The sequence below is a fragment of the Paracoccus sp. Z118 genome (genome assembly GCF_019061185.1).
Taxonomy (GTDB): domain Bacteria; phylum Pseudomonadota; class Alphaproteobacteria; order Rhodobacterales; family Rhodobacteraceae; genus Paracoccus.
In genome coordinates this window covers 1-20,713 of sequence record NZ_JAHQZU010000018.1, presented here as the reverse complement: position 1 = coordinate 20,713, position 20,713 = coordinate 1, and the positions used below count along the sequence as shown (strand labels likewise).

General features: G+C 69.8%; 17 protein-coding genes and 1 pseudogene. 6 read left to right on the top strand and 12 right to left on the bottom strand.

The window, feature by feature from the left end:
* Positions 1 to 2: 2 nt before the first annotated feature.
* The 3 genes from pstB to phoB are packed head-to-tail and all read left to right on the top strand — an operon-like array spanning position 3 to position 2,262.
* The gene (pstB, locus tag KTN05_RS13365; RefSeq protein WP_217329911.1) at positions 3 to 806 is read left to right on the top strand and encodes a phosphate ABC transporter ATP-binding protein PstB; all 804 of its coding nucleotides are present in this window, start codon (positions 3 to 5) and stop codon (positions 804 to 806) included.
* Positions 807 to 840: 34 nt separating this feature from the next.
* The gene (phoU, locus tag KTN05_RS13360; protein ID WP_217329910.1) at positions 841 to 1,563 is read left to right on the top strand and encodes a phosphate signaling complex protein PhoU; all 723 of its coding nucleotides are present in this window, start codon (positions 841 to 843) and stop codon (positions 1,561 to 1,563) included.
* A 3-nt stretch (positions 1,564 to 1,566) separates the two neighbouring features.
* The gene (gene phoB, locus KTN05_RS13355; RefSeq protein WP_217329909.1) at positions 1,567 to 2,262 is read left to right on the top strand and encodes a phosphate regulon transcriptional regulator PhoB; all 696 of its coding nucleotides are present in this window, start codon (positions 1,567 to 1,569) and stop codon (positions 2,260 to 2,262) included.
* A 41-nt stretch (positions 2,263 to 2,303) separates the two neighbouring features.
* Here phoB and KTN05_RS13350 read toward each other — a convergent pair whose 3' ends face one another.
* From KTN05_RS13350 to KTN05_RS13310, 9 genes are all read right to left on the bottom strand, one after another.
* Positions 2,304 to 4,679: a glycosyltransferase family 4 protein gene (locus KTN05_RS13350; protein ID WP_217329908.1), complete on the bottom strand. Its 2,376-nt coding sequence runs from the start codon at positions 4,677 to 4,679 to the stop codon at positions 2,304 to 2,306.
* Positions 4,672 to 5,658 carry a zinc-binding alcohol dehydrogenase gene (locus tag KTN05_RS13345; RefSeq protein WP_217329907.1) on the bottom strand — a complete coding sequence of 329 codons (987 nt, stop codon included), beginning with the start codon at positions 5,656 to 5,658 and terminating at the stop codon, positions 4,672 to 4,674. The genes KTN05_RS13350 and KTN05_RS13345 overlap by 8 nt, the downstream gene beginning before the upstream one ends.
* A gap of 97 nt (positions 5,659 to 5,755) precedes the next feature.
* Positions 5,756 to 6,793 carry a Gfo/Idh/MocA family protein gene (locus KTN05_RS13340; RefSeq protein WP_217329906.1) on the bottom strand — a complete coding sequence of 346 codons (1,038 nt, stop codon included), beginning with the start codon at positions 6,791 to 6,793 and terminating at the stop codon, positions 5,756 to 5,758.
* Positions 6,684 to 7,898, bottom strand: coding sequence for a glycosyltransferase family 4 protein (locus tag KTN05_RS13335; RefSeq protein WP_217329905.1), 1,215 nt, complete (start codon positions 7,896 to 7,898; stop codon positions 6,684 to 6,686). The genes KTN05_RS13340 and KTN05_RS13335 overlap by 110 nt, the downstream gene beginning before the upstream one ends.
* Before the next feature lie 2 nt (positions 7,899 to 7,900).
* Positions 7,901 to 10,246, bottom strand: coding sequence for a UDP-galactopyranose mutase (glf, locus tag KTN05_RS13330; RefSeq protein ID WP_217329904.1), 2,346 nt, complete (start codon positions 10,244 to 10,246; stop codon positions 7,901 to 7,903).
* Complete coding sequence (locus tag KTN05_RS13325) at positions 10,243 to 11,430, bottom strand: glycosyltransferase (protein ID WP_217329903.1); 1,188 nt, start codon at positions 11,428 to 11,430, stop codon at positions 10,243 to 10,245. Before KTN05_RS13325 ends, glf begins: the two co-directional genes overlap by 4 nt.
* Before the next feature lie 98 nt (positions 11,431 to 11,528).
* Positions 11,529 to 12,344, bottom strand: a complete 816-nt coding sequence (locus KTN05_RS13320; protein ID WP_217329902.1) for a metal ABC transporter permease — start codon at positions 12,342 to 12,344, stop codon at positions 11,529 to 11,531.
* Positions 12,344 to 13,105, bottom strand: coding sequence for a metal ABC transporter ATP-binding protein (locus KTN05_RS13315; RefSeq protein ID WP_217329901.1), 762 nt, complete (start codon positions 13,103 to 13,105; stop codon positions 12,344 to 12,346). Before KTN05_RS13315 ends, KTN05_RS13320 begins: the two co-directional genes overlap by 1 nt.
* Positions 13,102 to 13,575 (bottom strand): transcriptional repressor, encoded by a 474-nt coding sequence (locus KTN05_RS13310; protein WP_217329900.1) that lies wholly within the window; start codon positions 13,573 to 13,575, stop codon positions 13,102 to 13,104. The genes KTN05_RS13315 and KTN05_RS13310 overlap by 4 nt, the downstream gene beginning before the upstream one ends.
* A gap of 86 nt (positions 13,576 to 13,661) precedes the next feature.
* Between KTN05_RS13310 and KTN05_RS13305 the strand changes: the two genes are divergently transcribed.
* Positions 13,662 to 14,588 carry a metal ABC transporter solute-binding protein, Zn/Mn family gene (locus KTN05_RS13305; protein WP_217329899.1) on the top strand — a complete coding sequence of 309 codons (927 nt, stop codon included), beginning with the start codon at positions 13,662 to 13,664 and terminating at the stop codon, positions 14,586 to 14,588.
* A gap of 16 nt (positions 14,589 to 14,604) precedes the next feature.
* Here KTN05_RS13305 and opgC read toward each other — a convergent pair whose 3' ends face one another.
* The 3 genes from opgC to KTN05_RS13290 are packed head-to-tail and all read right to left on the bottom strand — an operon-like array spanning position 14,605 to position 19,457.
* Positions 14,605 to 15,735: an OpgC domain-containing protein gene (opgC, locus tag KTN05_RS13300; RefSeq protein WP_217329898.1), complete on the bottom strand. Its 1,131-nt coding sequence runs from the start codon at positions 15,733 to 15,735 to the stop codon at positions 14,605 to 14,607.
* Complete coding sequence (mdoH, locus tag KTN05_RS13295; RefSeq protein ID WP_217329897.1) at positions 15,732 to 17,879, bottom strand: glucans biosynthesis glucosyltransferase MdoH; 2,148 nt, start codon at positions 17,877 to 17,879, stop codon at positions 15,732 to 15,734. Before mdoH ends, opgC begins: the two co-directional genes overlap by 4 nt.
* Positions 17,880 to 17,882: 3 nt before the next feature.
* Positions 17,883 to 19,457 carry a glucan biosynthesis protein G gene (locus KTN05_RS13290; protein WP_217329896.1) on the bottom strand — a complete coding sequence of 525 codons (1,575 nt, stop codon included), beginning with the start codon at positions 19,455 to 19,457 and terminating at the stop codon, positions 17,883 to 17,885.
* Between the two features lie 417 nt (positions 19,458 to 19,874).
* Here KTN05_RS13290 and KTN05_RS13285 point away from each other — a divergent pair, with 417 nt between their 5' ends.
* A complete protein-coding gene (locus tag KTN05_RS13285) occupies positions 19,875 to 20,447 on the top strand; it encodes a DUF4202 domain-containing protein (RefSeq protein WP_217329895.1) in 573 nt (190 codons plus the stop codon).
* Between the two features lie 84 nt (positions 20,448 to 20,531).
* Positions 20,532 to 20,713, top strand: a pseudogene (locus KTN05_RS13280) (ATP-binding protein); the annotation flags it as partial.

The window sequence follows — 20,713 nt, the reverse complement described above, 5'->3', positions numbered from 1 at the left end:
ACATGAACGACATGCGACTGTCGGAGCGAAGCGTGGATACCCAGGGACAACCCATCAAGTTCAGCTGCCGTGACGTGCAGGTCTATTATGGCGACAAGCACGCCATCAAGGATGTGAGCGTCGAGTTGCAGGACAAGACCGTGACGGCCTTCATCGGCCCCTCGGGCTGCGGCAAGTCCACCTTCCTGCGCTGCCTGAACCGGATGAACGACACCATCGACATCGCCCGCGTGGAGGGCGCGATGCTGCTGGACGGCGAGGACATCTATGACCGCCGCGTGGACCCCGTGCAGCTGCGCGCCCGCGTGGGCATGGTGTTCCAGAAGCCGAACCCGTTCCCGAAGTCGATCTATGACAACGTGGCTTACGGGCCGCGCATTCACGGGCTGTCGCGGAACAAGGCGGAACTCGACGAGATCGTCGAGAAGGCCCTGCGCGGCGCGGCGCTGTGGAACGAGGTCAAGGACCGGCTGGGCGAATCCGGCACCGGCCTGTCGGGCGGCCAGCAGCAGCGCCTGTGCATCGCCCGCGCCGTCGCCACCTCGCCCGAGGTGCTGCTGATGGACGAGCCCTGCTCGGCGCTCGACCCCATCGCCACCGCGCAGGTCGAGGAGTTGATCGACCAGCTTTGCCAGGATTATTCGGTGGTGATCGTCACCCACTCGATGCAGCAGGCGGCGCGGGTCAGCCAGAAGACGGCGTTCTTCCATCTCGGCAACCTCGTCGAATACGCCGACACCGACGACATCTTCACCCGGCCGCGCGATCCGCGGACGGAAAGCTATATCAGCGGCAGGATCGGCTGAAGCCGGCGCCGCATCACGGGCAGGGAGAGACGACATGAACCGCGATCGCCATATTTCCTCCGCGTTCGACCGGGATCTGGAGACGGTGCAGGCGCTCGTCGTGAAGATGGGCGGCCTGGTCGAGAAGGCGCTTGCCGACGCGGCGCTTGCGCTGGAAACCCGCGACGACGAGCTGGCCGAGGATGTCCGCCGCCGCGACCGCGCAATCGATCTGCTGGAAGCGCAGATCAACGAGGAATCGGCCCGGCTGATCGCCCTGCGATCGCCCACCGCGACCGACCTGCGGCTGGTGCTGACCGTCATCAAGATCGCCGGCAGCCTTGAGCGGGTGGGCGACTACGCCAAGAACATGGCCAAGCGCAGCAATGTCCTGGCTCATATGCCGGTGATCGAGGGTGCCGGCATGGCCCTGCGCCGGATGGCCGCAACCGTGGAAAAGATGCTCAAGGACGCGCTGGACAGCTATGTCCACCGCGACGCCGATCTGGCAGCCGATGTCCGCGCCCGCGATCTGGAAGTGGACCAGATGTACAACGCGCTGTTCCGCGAATTCCTGACCCACATGATGGAAGACCCGCGCAACATCACCGCGTGCATGCATCTGCATTTCATCGCCAAGAACGTCGAACGGATGGGCGACCACGCCACCACCATCGCCGAGCAGGTGATCTATCTGGTGTCGGGATCGCTGCCCGAGGAGGCCCGGCCCAAGCGTGACAGCGTCAGCGCGGCGGGGCTGCCCCGGAACGAGGAGTAAGGCATGACTGCTGCCCGGCAACAGCCCTGCGTGCTGGTCGTCGAGGACGAAGGCGCGCAGCGCGAAGTCCTGAAATACAACCTCGAGGCCGAAGGCTTCCACGTCGTCATGGCCGAGAACGGCGACGAGGCCATGCTGCTGGTCCAGGAGGAAAATCCCGACCTGATCGTGCTCGACTGGATGCTGCCGAACGTGTCGGGGATCGAGGTCTGCCGCCGCGTCAAGGCAGACCCCGAAACCCGGCCGATCCCGATCATCATGCTGTCCGCCCGCTCCGAGGAGGGCGACCGGGTGCGCGGGCTGGAAACCGGGGCCGACGACTATGTGGTGAAGCCCTATTCCGTGGTCGAGCTGATGGCCCGCCTGCGGACCCAGCTTCGCCGCACCCGCCCGGCGACGATGGGCGAGCGCCTGTCCTACGAGGACATCATCCTCGACGCCGGCGAGCATCGCGTCTTCCGCGATGGGCAACCGCTGCATCTCGGCCCGACCGAGTTCCGGCTGCTGTCCACGCTGATGGAAAAGCCCGGCCGCGTCTGGACGCGCGAGCAGCTTCTGGACCGCGTCTGGGGCCGAGACATCTACGTGGACACGCGCACCATCGACGTGCATGTCGGCCGGCTCCGCAAGGCGCTGATGGCGCATGGCGGCGAGAACCCGGTGCGTACCGTGCGTGGCACGGGCTATTCGCTGGGCTGAGTTTCACTTGCGTCAGCGGGGGCGATCCGCGGGCCCGCCCTTCAGGCGAACCGTGCGGCCTGCCGCCGCAACTCATCGGCAAGCGGCGCGTGAACCGCACGCCCGTCCGGGCCGGGCGCGTGCCCCAGCAGCCCGTTGGGGCACAGCCGGTCGTCGTCCCAGCCGGGGTGGTTGGCGATCGGATAAAGGCAGATCCCCTCGACCGGAACGCCGCGTGCGCGCGCCCGCGCGACCTCGTCCGCGACATAGGCCAGCCAAGCGGCGCGGCGGTGCCCTTCGATGCCCGTCTCGGCCAGCATCACCGGGCGGGCGTAGCGCGCGCCGACCTCGACCAGCAGGTCCGACAGCGGGCGGTAGATCACGTCGTCCACATCAACCGGCTTGCCGCCGTGGATCCACTGGTTGTTGAAGTAGTAGTTCACCCCGACGATATCGAGGAACGAGTAATCGCCCCCGATCTGCGGCCACATCCGGCCGCTGACCAGCTCGAACGCCTGGAACTGCGCGTCGTGCCAGCCCTGCGCCTCCCACACAGGCCGCCCGGTCCAATGGGCGTGGTGGATGGCGATCAGCGGCTCGGCCAGGATGAAGCGGGCGCGCGGATCGACGGCCCGCAACTCCGTTACGGCGTCGAGATAGGCGCGGGCAAGCTGCACCTTCAGCTCATAGCCGCGACCGGCGGCGAAGGGGTTGAGATAGCGGGCATCGCCCCCGGCCCAGGCGAAGAAGCTGATCTCGTTGACGGGGCACCAGAACGGAACCGCGCCGGTCAGATCGCGGTGGTGTTCCGCGACCGCCCGCGCGAAGCGGACGAAGCGGTCCACGAAAGCAGGCGACCAGATGTCCAGATCGTCCGGCCAGCCGTAATGCAGCAGGTCCCAGACGACCTGCGTTCCGGTATCCCGCGCCGCCTCGATCATCGGCGTGAGGCTGGAGAAGTCGTAGCGCCCCGGCTCACGCTCGATCAGGTGCCAGCGGGCGGCGTCGCGGCAGGCGCGGACGCCGAGCGACTGAAGCTGGCGGTAGTCCTGCACGGCATGGGTATCGTGCCCGGTCGCGGCCAGCACATCCAGCCGCCGCCCGTGATGCAGCCGGTGGGTGGAGCTTTCCCAGCCGCCGAGGATGAAGCTGTCGAAGGTCGAGGGCTTCGGCGCGCCGGGACGCTCGGCCAGCACCTCGGCGAACAGCCGTTCCCATTGTGGCACGACGACCTCGGCCGAATAGCTGGCTACCACATGGGCGCGCAGGCCGTCGCCCAGCCGGCGGCGCAGGGCCGGGTCGCGGATCAGCCCGGTCATCGCTTCGGCTACCGCCTGCGGGTCTTCATGCGGCACGAAGATGCCCGTCTCGCCGTCGCATATCTGTTGCAGCGCGCCGTTGTCCGGGGTTGCGATGACGGGCAGGGCAGCCGCGCCCGCCTCGGCGATCACATGCGGCATCCCCTCGCCGCGCGACAGCCAGCAGAACACGTCCATCGCCGCCAGCAGGCCCGGCACGTCCCTGCGGTCGCCGGTGAATTGCAGGCGGCCGTCCAGCCCGAGGTCGCTTGCCAACCGGTGCAGTTCGTCCCGGTATTCGGGCATGAAGGCGTCCGGCCCGCCGACCACGACGAAGCGCGCCTGCGGTTCGCGTTCCGCCACCAGCGCGGCGGCGCGGATGAAGTCCTCGATCCGCTTCTTGCGGTCCAGCCGCCCGACCCAGCCGATGAGCACCTGATCGTCCGCGATTCCCAGCGATGCCCGCACCGGCCCCCGCGCCTCGGGATGGAACTCCGTCAGGTCCACCATCGACGGGATTTCCACCGCATGGTGCCGCCGGTCAGGCATCTTCGACGCCGCCGCCTCGCGGATGGAATCGCACACCCCGACATAGCGATAGGTGAAGTGCTTGGGCCCCGACAGCGCCTCGCGCACCAGCCCGCCATGCTCGATCAGCGGCGGGCGGATCGCCAGCCGCTCCAGCGCCGGATAGATGTCGGCCACGTCCTGCGACGAGATCACGATGTCCGCGCCGCTCAGCTTGCGGCGCAGATAGTCCACCGTGTCCTCGAAGCCGAGATCATAGGCGGCCGTGTCCACATGCACGCCAAGCTCTCGCAGCTGGTCGTGGCTCTGGTCCGGCATCCCCTCGCGGCGGAAGCAGGGGATCACGTCGATCCTGTAGCGCGAGCGGTCCAGCGTGCGGGCCAGCAGCCGCACCTCGGTCTCCTCGCCCCCCACCACCAGCCAGGCGAACACCCACAGGATGCGGATCTTGCCGGCATCCGGGTGCGGCTGCGGGATCGGACCCCTCAGCGCCTCGATCGCGCGGGCTTCCTCGTGCTCGCGCTCGGTCCGCTCGCGCGGGGGGACGCTGGCCGCGGGCGGGGGCGTCACCTCGGCCGCCTCGGCCTCGGTCATCGGATGATGGTCATTCATGGGCGAACACGATCTGCAGGAACTCGGGGCGGTCGGTGACGAGATGGCGCAGGAAGCCCGGCGCGTCGTCGTAGGGCACGACATGGGTGATCATGTGCTGGCGGATCAGGTCGCCCTGATCCGCGAGCACGTGCAGCGTCTCCTGCGCCAGCCGCCGCTGGTCCCAGCTATGCGCCACCTGCCGCGGCATCCGGTTGATCTGCGCGCAGCGGATCGCAAGGCCGTTGTGGTGGAATTCCTCGCCCAGCCGGGTGCCGTCTAGGCCGCCCTGATAGAAGGCGAGGTCGATCACCGTTCCCTGCGGCCGCAGCGCGCGCAGGGCGAGGTTCAGGCTGTCCGACCGGGCGCGGGTCTGGAACACGATCTCGGCCCCGCGTCCCGCGACCTTGTGGTGCCAGGCGGACTTGGCGTGCCGCCACGCCTCGTCCTCGCCCATCGCATCGAAGCCCATGCGCCGGGCGAGGTCCTGCCGGAAGGGCGAGGGGTCCACGACGACGATTTCAGACGCGCCGCCCTGCCGCGCGAACAGCGCGCAGAAGAGGCCGACGGTGCCGCCGCCCCAGACCAGAACCGGGCGGCCTTCGACGCCGGCGCCCAGATACGGCACGTTAGCGCCGAACTGGTCGGCATCGGCGTGCAGGATGCCGTTGGCGGCGATCGGGCCCATCTGCGCGGCGAAGATGCCCAGCATGGGGTCGATCCCGTCGGGCATCTTCAGCAGCAGATCGCGCGCGGGGTCCGCGGTGTGGCCGGTCTTGTGGCCAAAGGTCGTCGCGATCACGTCGCCGCGCCCGAAGCCGTGGGCGCGGCTGTCGATGACGCGCCCGACCTCCATGTAGCCCATGAAGTTGATCGGGTAATGGGCGGACGCCTCGCCGGGGATGAACACCCCCTGCCAGTCGTCCCAGCGGGAATGCAGATAGGGGTTCGTCCCCTTCATGAAGGTCAGCTCGGTTCCCGCCGAAAGGCCGGTGAACATCAGGTCCAGCCGCAGCTGCCCGTCGCCCGCCGGGCCCTCGTCATAGCCGAAGAAATACGGCTCGTTGGGGCGTTCGATCCCGAGGCTGCGGATATGCCTATGCTGATGCGGCAGGGCCGGAATCCGCCGCAGCGGCTTGACGAAAAAAGGGCTGCGGGTTGGCCCGCAGCACCTCCATCTTCACGAGTTCGCCCGAAGCCGCCGATTTCGACACGGCCAGTGCCACGCGGTGCGTCTCCAACGCCTCGGAATAGGGGCAGCGGATGCGGTTCTCGCGGCCCTGCACGGCCTCGATGAAGTCGCGGTCCTCGCGCCAGACGGGATCGCCCTCGGCATGGCGCACCGGGCGGCCTTGCCCCACGTCGATCATGATGTCGTGGTCGGTGATCTCCATCGCCAGCGTGTCGGCGAAGACATGCAGCCCGACGCGGTGGTTCCAGCGCAGAAGGCACGTCGCGGCAAGGCTGGCGATGGTGCCCGAGGCGAAGCGCAGCGTCGCGGTGGTCGCGGTCGGGACGGTCAGCCCTTCGAAATCCTGCCGCGGGCGGTGGCTGGCAAGGCCGAACACCTCGGTCACGTCGCCCGACAGGAACCGGGCGAGATCGATGACGTGGGTCGCCTGTTCCACGATCTGCCCGCCCGAGGAATCCTCGCGCCACCACCATTGCGGCGGCGGGGTCTGGTCCAGCCAGAAGCCGGTCATCAGCTGCGCCGGATTGTCGGCGAGGCGGGCGCGCGCCTCGTCCACGGTGTCGAGATAGCGCCAATGGTAGCCGACAGCGGTGATGAGGCCGGCGCGCTCGACTTCGTCGGCGATCTCCTCGGCCAGCTTCAGGTCCAGCGACAGCGGTTTTTCCACGAAGAAGGGCAGGTTCCGGGCGATGCAGGCGCGTTCGGCCTCGCCATGCGCAAAAGGGGGGACGCAGATATACACCGCGTCGAGGTCAACCTCGTCCAGCATCGGCCCGTGTCCCGGATAGGCGCGGGCGCCGAAGCGGTGGGCGGCCTCGCGCGCCCGGCCCTCGTCAGGGTCGGCAATCGCGACGATCTGGACGTCGTGCATCTGTTCCAGAACGCCGAAATGCCGGTGGGCGATGCCCCCCGCGCCGATGAAGCCAAGCCGGGTCTTGCTCATTCAGGTTCGTCCTTTGCTGGCCGCGCAGCACGGCGGCGTAGATGCGGGCGGTATCCTCGCCCATGCGGGTTGCGGTGTGGAACGCCTCGAACCGGGCGCGCTGGGTGGCGGCGAGGCTCGCACGCGCATCGGGCGCGTCAAGGGCGCGGCCGAGGGCTATGGCGAGCGCCCGCGCATCGCCCGGCGACACCAGCCAGGGATGGTCGTCCCCGAGTGCCTCGGTCACGCCGCCGATATTCGTGGCAATCACCGGAAGCCGGGCCGCCATCGCTTCCAGCACGACGAGCGGCAGGCCCTCGAACGCGGAGGGGAGGACCAGCAGGTCGGCCTCCGCCATCAGCGCTGGCACGTCGTCGCGGATGCCCATGAACTCGACGGCCAGCCTGTGCCGCGCGGCGCGGGCGCGGATGCGGTCTTCCTCGGGGCCGGTGCCGACGAGTTGCAGGCGGGCCTGTGGATGGGTGTGCTTCAGCCGCGCCATCGCCGCGATCAGGGTGCGGTGGTTCTTCTGCGGGGTGAACCGTGCGACGCAGAGGATGATTTGCGGCGCTGCGACCGGGGGTTTTCCACCCCCGGACCCCCGGAGGATATTTCTGACAGGAGAAAGAGCGGGCGCGGCGAGCGGGTCCGCGATGCCGTTCGGGATGCAGGCCAGCGGCAGGCGCGGGCGGGGCATGGTGGCGAGCACCGGCCGCCAGCTTTCCGCCGAGGCGCGGCTGACCGCGATGACGGCGTCCGTCCTTGCCACCATGCGGGCGTAGTCGGCGCGCTGGCGGGCACAGGTGATGAGCCACGGCAGATGCTCGGTGCGGACCACCGGCGCCCCGGCCATTGCGACGAGCCCGTGCCCCTCCCAGCCGATGCCGGCATGGACGTGGATCAGGTCGGCGTCCGACAGGGCCGGGCGCCAGTCGCCATCCGGGACGGTCAGCGCCTCGAGGCCGCGCGCCATTGCTTCGGCGGCCAGCGCCCGGCCCTCGACGTGGCGCGGAAAGGCCAGCCGGGCGCGCCAGCCATCCGGCAGGGCGGCGGCCAGCGTCAGCATGTGACGCCCGACACCTGACGGCGCGGGGCTGTCCGTCGCAAGCACGACCGTCCGCGTCATGGCTATTCCCCCGCCAGCACCGCTCCGGCGGGCAGGCGCGGCGCGAGGCGGCGGTGAATCGACAGGGCCTGCCCGACCACCTGATCCATGTTGTAATAGCGGTAGGTTCCCAGCCGCCCGGCGAAGATCACGCCTGGACGTTCCAGCGCCAGCGCCTCGTAGCGTTTGAACAGCGCCTGATTTTCCGGGCGCGGGATCGGGTAGTAGGGATCGCCCTCGGCCGAGGGGTATTCGTAGGTCACGGAGGTCTGCGGATGCACCTGGCCGGTCAGGTGCTTGTATTCCGTCACCCGCGTCCACGGCACGTCCTCGGCCGGGTAGTTCACCACCGCGACCTCCTGCAGGCGGCGCTGGTCCAGCGTCTCGTGCCGGAAGCGAAGGCTGCGATAAGGCAGGTGACCGAAGCGATGGCCGAAGAAGGCGTCGATCGGGCCGGTATAGATCGTCAGCGGCGCGAGGTCGCGTTCGGGCAGGTCGTGGAAGTCGGTCCCCAGCGCGAGGTCGATCAGCGGATGGTCCAGCATCCGCTCGAACATGCGGGTGAAGCCGTCGCGGGGCATCGCCTGGAAGCTGTCGGTGAAATAGCGGTCGTCGGCGTTGGTCCGCGTCGGCACGCGCGAGGTCACGGACTTGTCCAGTTCCGACGGGTCCAGCCCCCACTGCTTGCGGGTGTAGCCCTGGAAGAACGTCTCGTAGAGCTTCGTGCCGACTGCGTTCACCACCACGTCGCGGCTGTTGCGGATGTCCGCCACCGGCTCGGCCTGCGCGGCGAGGAAGGCGGCCATCTCGGCGTCGGTCGCAAGGTTCAGCCCGTAGAGCGCGTTGACCGTGGTTCGGTTGATCGGCATCGGTACGCGCTTGTCGCCGACTTGCGCCAGCACGCGATGCTCATAGGGCCGCCATGCGGTGAACTGCGACAGGTAGCTGACCACGTCGTCGCTGTTGGTGTGGAAGATATGCGGGCCGTAGCGGTGGACCAGAACCCCCGCGGCGTCGAGATGGTCGTAGGCGTTCCCCGCCACGTGGCCCCGCTTGTCCACGACCAGCACCCGCTGGCCCGAACCCTCGGCCAGCCGCTCGGCCAGCACCGATCCGGCAAAGCCCGCGCCGGCGATCACCACGTCATAGGGGCGCGGACAGTCGCGGCGGATGCCGGGGGCGGGAAAGCGGTCGGGGCCGCGCGGCGTGGCCTTCGCCTCGGCCGCCTCGGTCACGAGGCGGTTCATGTGCCGGAACGTCGTGTCCCAGCTGAGCGTCGCGAGCATCCGGTCGGCCTCGTCCCGCCACGCACCGCCCTGCCGCTTCATCGCCAAGGCGTCCTCGCAGGCGGCGATGAAGGCGGGGGTGTCATGGGCGATGCGGACCGCCTGCGCCTCGCCGTAATGGCGGACCACGTCGTGGATCGGGGTCGAGACGACAGGCCGCCCGCCGGCGAGATATTCGGGCGTCTTGGTGGGGCTGATGAAGCGCGTCGCCTCGTTGATGGCAAACGGCATCAGCGCCGCGTCCCAGCCCGACAGATAGGCCGGCAGGTCGGCATATTGCTTCTGGCCGAGCCAGTGGATGTTCGCGGCGCGGGGCAGGTCGCCGTCCGCGATCTTGGCGACCGGGCCGACCATGACGATCTGCCAGTCGGGCCGCGCGGCCGCCGTGTCGCGGATCAGTTGCAGGTCCAGCCGCTCGTCGATCACGCCGTAATAGCCGAGGCGCGGATGCGGGATGTTCGTCTGATCGGCGGGCTCGGGCAGGCCCGTCCGCGCGGCGGCGAAGTGTCGGGCATCGACGCTGGAGGGGAACGGGTGGATGTTGTCGTGCTGAAGGCGCTTGGCTTCGAAGAGGCTGTGGCCGCCGGTGAAGACGACATCGGCGGCGGCCATCAGATCGGCCTCGTTCCGGCGCAGTTCGGGCGGGGCGAAGCGGAAGTTCGACAACTCGTCCATGCAATCATAGACCACCGCGCTCGCCTTCACGTGCCGGGCGATCGGCCACATCTGCGGGGTGTAGAACCACAGCACCGGATCGGCGATGCCGGTGAGGCGGAGCATCTGGTCCAGCAGCCCGGCCAGCGCGCGCTCGGTGTCCTCGGGCGAGAAATGGCGCGGCACGCGCGGGCGGACGGCCTGCACCGAAGTGCCGTCGAAGGCGTGGAATTCGAGGAAGGGCAGGTGGTGATCGACCGGGATCATTTCTTCCCAGAAGATCACGCGGCGGGTTTCGGCGAAGCGGCCGATCAGGTGCTGCGGGCGTTGCAGCACGAAATCCCAGCGCAGGTGGGAAAAGCAGATCAGCGGTGCTTGAGCGGCGGGCAGGGCGGCGGAAGCGTCGGTGAGGCCAAGATCGAAGGTCATGCTGAAACCTTTCCGGCACGCCGCGAGCGTGCCATCTCAATCAATGCGCTGAGGTGGCGGATGGAATGGGGCCAGGTCCAGTTCGCCTGGACCACGGCGCGGGGGTCATAGCTCGCGTGACGCTCGACCAGATGGGCGAGCGCGAGGTGGAAGCGGTCCTCGGCTGCGGTCAGGCCGGTGTCCGGGCGGATATATTGCCGCCCGCAGACCAGCCGCTCGTTCGCCAGCACCGGCAGGCCCGCCAGCATGTATTCGGTCAGGATCGCGGGGGCGCCGTCGTCCACCCCGCAGACCACGCCGACCTTCGCGCGGTTGATGAGCGCGTTCACCTCGTCATGGCTGACCGGGCCGACCCAGTCGATGTTCAGCCCGCGCCGGATGGCTTCGGCCCGCAGGTTGTCCGTCATCTCGCCATACCCCACGACGCAGAGCGCGCGGATGCTGCGCGGCAGGCGGTCCAGCGCGTCCAGCAGCAGGTCGTGGCGCTTGTAGGCCTGCGTCGCCGCGACATAGACGACGTCGTAATCCTTGGCCGCGCCGGTCGGATGGAAGGTCACGTCCGAGGCGAATTCCGGCCCGATCGGCAGCACCGCGCAGATCGCGCCGGGATGGCGGGCGCGGATCTCGGCCAACTGCCATTCCGCGCCGGTCAGGAAGATGTCGAAGTCGCGGCTGATCGCGGGCGGGATGCGGATCGCGGGCGCGTCGATGGAGTTGTAGATGCGGATGCTGTCCTCGCAGGCGTCCAGCAGCTCCTCGGTCACGCCGAGGCCCCAGACGCAGAGGATGTCAGGCGCCCCGTGCCGGGCGATATGGGCGAGCGCGTCGGCCGATCCGTAGGGCGCCGCGTGACCATCGGCGCGGAAGACGCGCCGCGTCAGACCGGCGGGCGCGGGCAGGTCGGGCGCAGTCCCGCCAAGCGCGGCGGCGCTGTCGAAGGCGGCCTCATCGCTTCCCGCGAACTGCCAGACCTCGGCGCGTTCGGCCAGACCGGCGGCGACGGCCGCAAGCGGCAGCCGTTCCAGATAGCCGCCGACCACCTGCACATCCACCTGCACATCACCGGCAGGCGGTGCCACGTCGATGCGGCCCCACGCCCGGTGGAAATCCTGAAGGTGATGGCGGCTTGGGGAAGGAGGAGCGCCGTCGCAGTAATCCGAAATCGCCACGACTGTACGTCTCATTGCGCCCCTCTGTTAACACCCGTCCCTGCAATCGCGTTAACGCTAACCGTGCGGTCCGGGATGTCATCATGATCTTTGTTACTCAAAGACCCAGACGCTCAAAGACGGATGTTGGTTCCCTTCCTGCGCGGCTTCAGGCTCGCGGCAAAGTTCGTCAGCACGAACAGCACTGCCACGGCGCAGACGATCGTCGGGCCGGTGGGGCTGTCCTGCGTCCAGGCGGCGGCCAGTCCGCCGACGACGCCCGCCATGCCGAGCGCCGCCGTGGCGACCGCCATCCCCTCGGGCGTGCGGCTGAGGGGGCGGGCGGCGGCGGCGGGGATGATGAGCATGGCGCTGATGAGCAGCGCGCCGACAATGCGGATGCCCGCCGCGACGACCAGCGCCAGGGCGATGTTCAGTGCCCATTGTTCGAGGCGCGGGCGGATGCCGGCCGCGACCGCCATCTCGGGCGAGAGGGTGGAGAGCAGCAGCGCCGACCACCGCCACGCCAGCAGCCCGACCACCGCGGCGGCGCCCAGCCAGATCGTCACCAGATCGCCGCGCGTGACGGCGAGGATGTCGCCGAACAGATAGGCGTTGAGGTCGGACCGCACCCCCGGCACCAGCGACACCGCCACCAGCCCCGCCGCGAGCGCCGCATGGGACAGCACCCCAAGGATCGTGTCGGACGCATGGCCCCGTCCGGTCAGCGAGGCGACCGCCGCCGCCATCGCCAGGGCGACCACGATCACCGCAGGAAACAGCGGCACGGCCAGCGCCAGCGACAGGGCCACGCCCAGCAGCGCGGCATGGGCGGTCGCGTCCCCGAAATAGGCCATCCGCCGCCAGACGACGAAGCAGCCGAGCGGCGCGCAGGCGATCGCCAGCCCGATCCCGGCCAGCGCGGCGCGGATCATGAAGTCGTTCAGCATCAGGCTGCGTCCTCGCCGTGGGCGTGATCGGCGCAGGGGCCGTCGTGGCTGTGGGTGTGGTGGTGGCGGTAAAGCGCCAGCGTCTCGGCGGTGTCGCGCCCGAACAGCCGGTGATAGGCGGGCGAGGAGGAGACGATTTCCGGCGTGCCCTCGCAGCAGACATGGCCGTTGAGGCAGACGACGCGGTCCGAGGCGCGCATCACGATCTGCAGGTCGTGGCTGACCATCAGCACGGCGCAGCCCTGCGCGGCGCGCACGGCTTCGATCCGCGCGTAGAAGGCCGCAACCGCCGGCTGGTCCAGCCCCGCCGTCGCCTCGTCGAGGATCAGCAGGTCCGGGGAATCGAGCAGCGCCCGCGCCAGCAGCACCCGCTGCAACTGCCCGCCGGACAGCCCGGCGATCTGCTGGCGCTGGACGCCCGGCAGTCCCGCCTCGGCCAGCGCCCGCGCGACCTCGCCCGCCGGGCGGCGGCGGGGCAGGTTCATGAACCGCTCGACCGTGACCGGCATCGACGGGTCGATCGCCAGCCGCTGCGGGACATAGCCGATCCGCAGCCCCCTGGCGCGGCGCAGGCTGCCCCCGGTCGTCGGGATGGACCCGACGATCGATCGCACAAGCGTCGATTTCCCCGAGCCGTTCGGCCCGACCACGGTCACGATCTCGCCCCGGTGGATCGTCAGTTCGATCCTGTCCAGCACCGGCAGCCCGTCCAGCGCCACGCTGACGCCGGACAGCGTGACCAGCGGCTCGCCCCCGCTCATGCGGCGGCCCGGCAGGCGGCGCAGAGGCCCTCGGCCTCGCGGACGGCGTGTTCGATGGCGAAGCCCGCGCTGTCGGCGGCGGTTTCCAGCTTGCCGGGGCCGCGTTCGGCCACGGTCTCGATCACGTGGCGGCAGGTGCGGCAGATCAGGAAGGCGGGCATGTGGGCGATATCGCCGCGGTCGCCCGGCGTCGGCTCGGTGCAGGCGACGAAGGCGTTCAGCGTCTCGATCCGGTGGACGAAGCCGTGCTTCATCAGGAAGTCGAGCGCCCGGTAGACGATGGGCGGCTGGCTGCCCAGCCCCTCGGCCCGCAGCCGGTCGAGGATGTCATAGGCGCCGAGCGCGCGGTGCTCTTCCAGCAGAATCTCCAGCACGCGGCGGCGGGCGGGGGTCAGTTGCAGCCCCTCGGCCCCGCAGCGGGCGTCGGCCCGAGCCATGGCGCGGGCGATGCAGGCGGCGTGGTCATGCATGGCGCTGCATTTCCGTCGAGGGCTCGGTTGACCGGCGATGTGTTATAACGTAGCTCATGTGATGATATTACATAGCCGGAGCGCCTGTGTCACGCCTTCATCTCGCCGCCGCCTTCGCCCTTCTTGCCGCGCCTGCCTTTGCCGAGGTGCCGCAGGTGGTTGCCGACATCGCGCCGGTCCATGGGCTCGTCGCCCGCGTGATGGCCGGGGTGGGGGAGCCCGTGCTGCTCATGCGGCCCGGCGCCTCGCCGCATCACTATGCGATGAGGCCGTCCGAGGCCGCGGCGCTGTCGGGCGCCGATGTGGTGTTCATGGTCGGCGCCGAACTGACGCCGTGGCTGGGCCGCCCGCTCGAGTCGCTCGCCTCCGGGGCGAGCCGGGTTCCGCTGTTGCATGCGGCAGGCACGACGGCGCTGCCGGTGCGGGAAAGGGCGCTGTTCGGGGGCGGTGATGACGGTCACGGCCACGACCACGCAGACCACGATCACGATCACGCGAATGAGGGACCGGACCCACACGCCTGGCTCGACCCGGAGAACGGCAAGGCATGGCTCGCCGCCATCGCCGCCGAACTGTCGCGGCTCGACCCCGAGAACGCGGCCGCCTATGCGGCGAATACCTCAGCCGGCGCGGAGGAGATCGACGCCGCCGCCGATGATGTCCGGGCGGAGCTGGCCACAGTTCCGGGCCTGCGCTTCATCGTCTTCCACGACGCCTACCAGTATTTCGAGAACCGCTTCGATTTCCCGGCGGCGGGAGCGATCGCGATCAGTGACGCCGCGCCTTCCGGCCCGGCCCGCATCGCGGAACTGCGGGACCGGATCGCGGCGCTGGGGATCGATTGCGCGCTGAGCGAGCCGCAATTCGACCCGGATCTGGTGGCGACCGTGCTGGACGGCGCGGAGGCGCGGACGGCGGTGCTGGACCCGCTGGGAACCGGCCTCGCCACGGGGGCGGAGTTCTATCCTGCGCTGATCCGCTCTGCCGGATCGGCGCTGGCGTCCTGCCGGTAAGCGTAACCGGGCGGCGTCAGCCTGACGTCTGCACCTTCGCCACCAGCGCCGCGCCGATGCGCGCGCGATGCAGCCAGCCGAGTCCGATCAGCCACAGCAGGGCAACCACCAACAGGTCCACCGTCACCTTCCACGCGGTATCCGTGCCCGCCGGATTGGTGGCCATCGCGTCGCCGAGAATGGACAGCAGGACGCAGGCCACGAAGGTGACGAGTCCTCCGCGCCCGACCACCGCCAGCGCCCGGCCCGCCGCGGTGCCCGAAAGCCACGCCATCGGCGCGGCCAGCGGCACGGCCACCAGCCATGCCCAGGCGAGGACGGCCGCAAGCCGCATCTCGTCCAGCGACCATTTGTCCACCTTCCCGACCGCATGCCACAGGACGTCGGCAAGGCGCTTGCCCTCGGGTCCGAAGCGCCACAGCACCGCCATGGCGGTTCCGTAAAGGGCGACGCCGAGGGCCAGGACCGTGACCGCACCGGACCAGCGCCGCAGCACCGGCATCGCGCTGCGGCGGAACAGGCCCATCGCGACCCCGGCATAGAACAGCACCTGCCAGCCGAACGGGTTGAACAGCAGCCCGCCGCCGTGCCGTTCATTCGGAAGCGCCGCGTTCAGCGGCACGGCGGCCATCCAGACGGCGAGCGAGAGCAGCGCGAAGACCAGCGGGCGGCGCTCCAGCAAGGGGACCAGCAGCGGGACGGATGCCATCAGCACCACGTAAAGCGCCAGCACGTCCACGAGGTTGGGCTGCATCCAGAGGCTCGCCACGACGCCCAGATAGCCGAGCGGATTTTCGGCCAGCCAGCCGCCATAGCCGGTCCAGACCGCCGTGTGCTTGAGGTCCAGCGCCGTCAGCGCCCCGGACAGCAGGGCGATCAGCACCGCCCCGGCGATCAGCGCCAGCCAGACCTGCACGGCGCGGCGGGCAAAGCGCCATTGCGCGGCGCCCAGTCCCTCGCTTTCGTGGGTCTTGAGCCAGACCAGCCCGACGAGGAAACCCGACAGCAGCACGAACAGCTCTGCCGCGTCGAAGATGGTGTAGTTGGTCAGCGTGAACTGCCGCAGCACGCCCGCAGGCATGTGGTTGAGCATGATGGCGACCAGCGCATAGCCGCGCAGCATGTCGAGGGCGGGAATGCGGTTCATCTCGGCAATCCGGCCCAGCGGGTCAGCAGACCGGGATCGGCGAACAGCGCCTGCCGCTCGGCGCGGTCGAGAAAGGCCAGCGCCTCGGCCTGGCTGGCGGCGACGTCCAGCTTGGCGCTGGCGGTGATGACCGGCAGCCGCGCGGCCGGGGGCGCGGGCCGGGCAGGGGGCAGCAGCGCCGCGTGACGGCGCCGGGCCTCTGCGTCCCAACCGAGCCGCTCGGCCCCGCCATCGGCGGTGCGCAGGCGGCGGGCATGGGCGAGCGCGGCGGTCATGACTTCGGGCGGGCGCCGCTCTTCGGGGGTGACGAGCAGGTCGGCCATCCGCGCCCAGCGGCCCAGCACGGACGACGCGCTCCACCGCGAGACGAGGGGCGACAGGATCAGCCCCAACAGGATCGGCGACAGCCAGATCAGCTGGCCGGGCGAAAGATACCAGATGACGGCCGTGATCGCGGCGCCCCAGGCGACATGCGCCCAGTGCCGCGACAGCACCACCCGCCACGGCGGCATCGCGCCCTTGCGGACCTGGCTTTCCCAGCCCGAATTGCGTCCCCAGAGGATTTCGAGGATCTGGCGCGACTGGATCAGCATCCCCACCGGGGCGATCAGCGCCGACATCACGATCTCGAACAGCGCGCTCAGCAGCAGGCTGGAGCGTCCGCCGACGGCGGCGGCGAGCGGGCGTTTCCATCCCCGCACGACGGCGAAGAACTTGGGCAGCAGCAGCAGCGCCATCGCGGCGGCGAACAGCCACATCATCCGCCCCGGATCGAAGGTCGGCCAGGTCGGGAACATCTGGTAGGTCTGCGGGAAGTATTGCGGCGTGGACAGGATCGTGTTGGCGGTCAGGATCAGCCCGACGATGATCATGCCCAGCCAGATCGGGCTCATCACGAAGCCGAGGATGCCGATGACGAAATGCGCCCGGCTGATCCAGGTGAAGCCCCGCGCGCCGATCACCCGCAGGTGTTGCAGGTTGCCCTGCGCCCAGCGGCGCTCGCGCACCGCGTTGTCCAGCAGGGTCGGGGGCGCGCCCTCGTAGCTGGCGCGCAGATCCCAGTCGAGCCGGACCTTCCAGCCGGCACGCCGCAGCAGCGCGGCTTCCACGAAGTCGTGCGACATGACGGTGCCGCCGAAGGGGGGCCTGCCCGGCAGTTCCGGCAGCCCGCAGCACGCGGCGAAGGCCCGCACGCGGATCATCGCGTTGTGGCCCCAGAAATTGCCGTTGTCGCCCGACCAGGCGGCGACGCCCTTGCCGACCGCGGGGCCATAGACCCGGCCCGCGAACTGGATCACGCGGGCATAGATCGTCTGCGCGCCGGTCAGGACCGGGATCGTCTGGATCAGCGCCAGCGCCGGGTCGGCGGCCATCCGGGCGCTCATCTCGGCCACGACGCGGCCCGAGACAACCGAGTCCGCGTCAAGCACCACCATCTGGTCATAGCACCCGCCCCAGCGGCGCACGAACTCGGCCACGTTACCGGCCTTGCGGCCCTCGTTGTCGGTGCGGCGGCGATACCAGACCGGGATCGGGCAGGTCTCGCGCAGCGCGGCGACGGCCAGCGTTTCGGCGACGAAGGCATCCGGCTCGCGGCTGTCGGACAGGATGAAGATCTCGGCCCGGTCCGCCATTCCCTCGGCCGCAAGCTCGTCGGCGAGCGAGGCGAGCAGCGACAGGCTCGCCGCCGGGTCCTCGTGATAGACCGGCATCACGATGGCGACGCGGGCGCTGCCCCGGCCCGACGGGGTGCGCGGGGTGGCGGCGCAAAGCCCGGAGAGGACCGAGCAGAAGCTGAACCCCACCCAGCCGAAGGTGATCGCGAAAAGGACCAGCAGCGCGTATTGCAGCAGTTGCAGGTTGCCGGTGAGGACAAGCAGCATCTGCCACGCGCCGATCACGGTGATCGCCGCGCCGCCGCCGAAGGCGATGATGCGGGCCAGGATCACCCGCGCGGGCGCCGGCTCGACTGCCGGTCCGGGCGGCGGGGCGGCGCGGAAATCCTGCACCGGCATCGCCAGCGGCGCCTCGGGCGGAAAGGGATGTGCGCGCCAGTCCTGCGGCTCGGCGGCCCGATGGCCGGGCGCCGTCGCAGGATCGCCCGTCGGCAAGGGCGGGCTGGCTGTCATCCCCTGATGGTCCATCGCTCAGTCCCTGACCCAGCGGAACATCCACGTCTCGGACAGCGCCCCCTCGGCCCCTTCCAGCCGGGCCGAGAAGTCTGACAGATCGGCGCCGTCGGGATGAAACTCGAAGGCGAGGCGAACGATCCCCTGCTCGGGCACATGCAGCGCGTAAGGGTGTTCGATCCGCCCGGCGGAGGCCCGCACGACCGCTTCCGGCGCGGGGCGGCCGCGGAACAGGTGGTCCTCGAAATCGACCAGGAAGGTCCGCGCGCCCTGGGTGTTGATGGAAACGCCCGACCGGGTCTGCCGCACCTTGGCGAACGGCCCGATGTCGCCGGGGTTGGAGCCGAAGCTCAGGTCATAGCCGAAATCCGTGCGGGTGCCGACGGCCAGCGGATCTGCCGGCTTCCAGAACGAGACGATGTTGTCGTGGAATTCGTTCTGCACCGGGATCTCGACCAGCGTGACCGATCCCGCGCCCCAGTTGGTATGCGGCGAGATCCACGCCGAGGGCCGCAGGTGATAGCCCGCGCCCGCGTCCTGGAAATCCTCGAACCGCCGGGCGCGCTGCATCAGGCCGAAGCCCTGCGGGTCATTGTCGAGGAACGCGGAAAGCTGCAGCGAGGGCGGGTTGCTGAGCGCCCGCCACAGCCGCGCGCCGCCGCCGGTGATCATCTGCACGCCGTCGCTGTCATGGACGGCGGGGCGATAATCGTCCTGCCCGGAATCGTCGCCGGGGCCGAACCAGAACATCGAGGTCAGCGGCGCGATGCCGACATCGGTCAGCTCGCGCCGGGGGATCAGCGCGGCGCGGCTCCGCACGCGCGTGTTCTGGCCCGGCGTGATGACGAACTGGAACGCGCCCGCGACCGAGGGGCTGTCGAGCAGCGCGTGGATCGTGACGCTGCCTGCGTCGAGGTTGGGCGTCTCGATCCAGAACTCGCGGAAGACGGGGAACTCCTCTCCCGCCGTGCTGCCGGTGCCGAGCGCGAGCCCGCGGGCCGAGATGCCGTAATGGCTGCCCCGGCCCAGCACGCGGAAATAGCTCGCGCCCTGAAAGACCGCCAGCTCGTCCAGCACGTCGGGCGCGTTCAGCGCGGTGCGCAGGCGGAAGCCCGACCAGCCCATGTCGCCGGGCGGCATCTGCGGCGCGTCCGGCGGGAAGGCGTTTTCGTCGTAGTTGAAGACGCCCGGATCGAACGGGACCGGCTGGGCGACGCCGTTATGGATGACGTTGACGCGGACCGGCTCCTCATACAGCATCCCCGGCGGCAACAGGTCCAGCCCCCAGCCCGGCACCGGCCCCCACGGGTCGGCGTCGCGGCGGAAGCGGATGCCGCGATAGGCGTCGTATCCGAGGTCGTCGAACGGCGCCGTCAGGGACGAGGTCAGCCGTTCATGATCGCGCTGCGCCAGCTCGACCGCCCGCGTCACCACGTCGTCGAATCCGAACGGGGTCGGGGCGATCACCGGTTCGGGCACCGGGGTGGCGGGATCGGGAAGCGGGCCGGGCGTCTGCGCCCGGAGCCGGGCGGGAACGAGCGCGGTCGTTCCGACCGCGGCGGCGAGAGAACCTACGAAGATGCGACGTTTCACGGACTTGGTCCTGACAAAGGGCAGTTTGGCAGATAGGGCAACGCCCGCCGCGCGGCAATGACATGCACAGCGGCAAGCCGCCGATCCGCGCGATCGTGCGGGGCCGTGAGCGGCCCACCGGCAGAACCCCGCCGATGGCGTCATGCGCGCAGCGGGACGGTGGCGGCGGTTGCCGTGCTGACCGGCTTCCGGCACGGCGGGGTTACGGGCGGTTCTGCCGGGTGTCTCGCGGCGAGTGCTGCGCTATGACCAGATCGCGGGTCGCCCGTTCGGTCCGCGCAATTCGCCGGCACAGGGTGCGGTGCCGGACAGAACCCCGCTTCGGCCGCGAAACGCCTCGTTTTCGCCTCTCGCGCTGGCTTTCCGCCCCGAGCCGTGGCACGTCGAAGCCCAAGCCACAGCGCCAGAGGAAACCGCATGACGCCACGCGAACGGGTCTTCGCCGCCATCGACGCCGCCAATGCCGCCGATCCGCGGCTGGAGGACGGCCAGCCCGTCGAACTGCTCTACGGCCGCCGCATGACCGAGGAGCAGCGCCGCCTGCATCCCGATGCCCCGGACGCGCTGGCCATCGCCTGCCGCGGCCAGCATATCGAGCGCTGGCTGCTGCCGCGGAAGGACTATCCCGAGGGGCGCGAGGGCTATCTGCTCTGGCGCCGCGATCAGGGGCGCCGGCACGCGGACCGGGTGATGGCGCTGATGCGCGAGGCCGGATACCCCGAGGCTGACGCGGAGCATGCCGGCCGGATGCTGCGCAAGGAGGGGATCAAGCGCGACCCGCAGGTGCAGGCGCTGGAGGACGTCGCCTGCTTCACCTTCATCCGCCACTATCTCGGCGATTTCGGGGCCACCCAGGAACCCCAGGCGCTGCTGGTCATCGTCCAGAAGACCGCCCGGAAGATGTCGCCCGAGGCCCGCGCCCGCGCGGTGCAGGAATTCCCGATGCCCCCCGAATTCGCCGCCGCCTTCGATCTGGAAGGGGTGCGCTGACGGGGCTCCGCTTTTGTGGGAGCGGAGGGCGGCGCGAGTTCCGCGCTGAATCGACAATGTCCGACAGGATCAACAGGGATGCCGGAAAATGAGTACCTGCCCTTCAGCGCCTCTGGCGGTGCGCTGCTCTTCCATCTCCTGAGCAAGCTCGACGAGCGCACCAGCGTCGTGATGGGCCTCGGTCTTCGCCGACGCCAAGATGACCACCGCGCTACTCGATCGCCTCACCCACCGCTGTCACATCCTGGAGACCGGAAACGACAGCT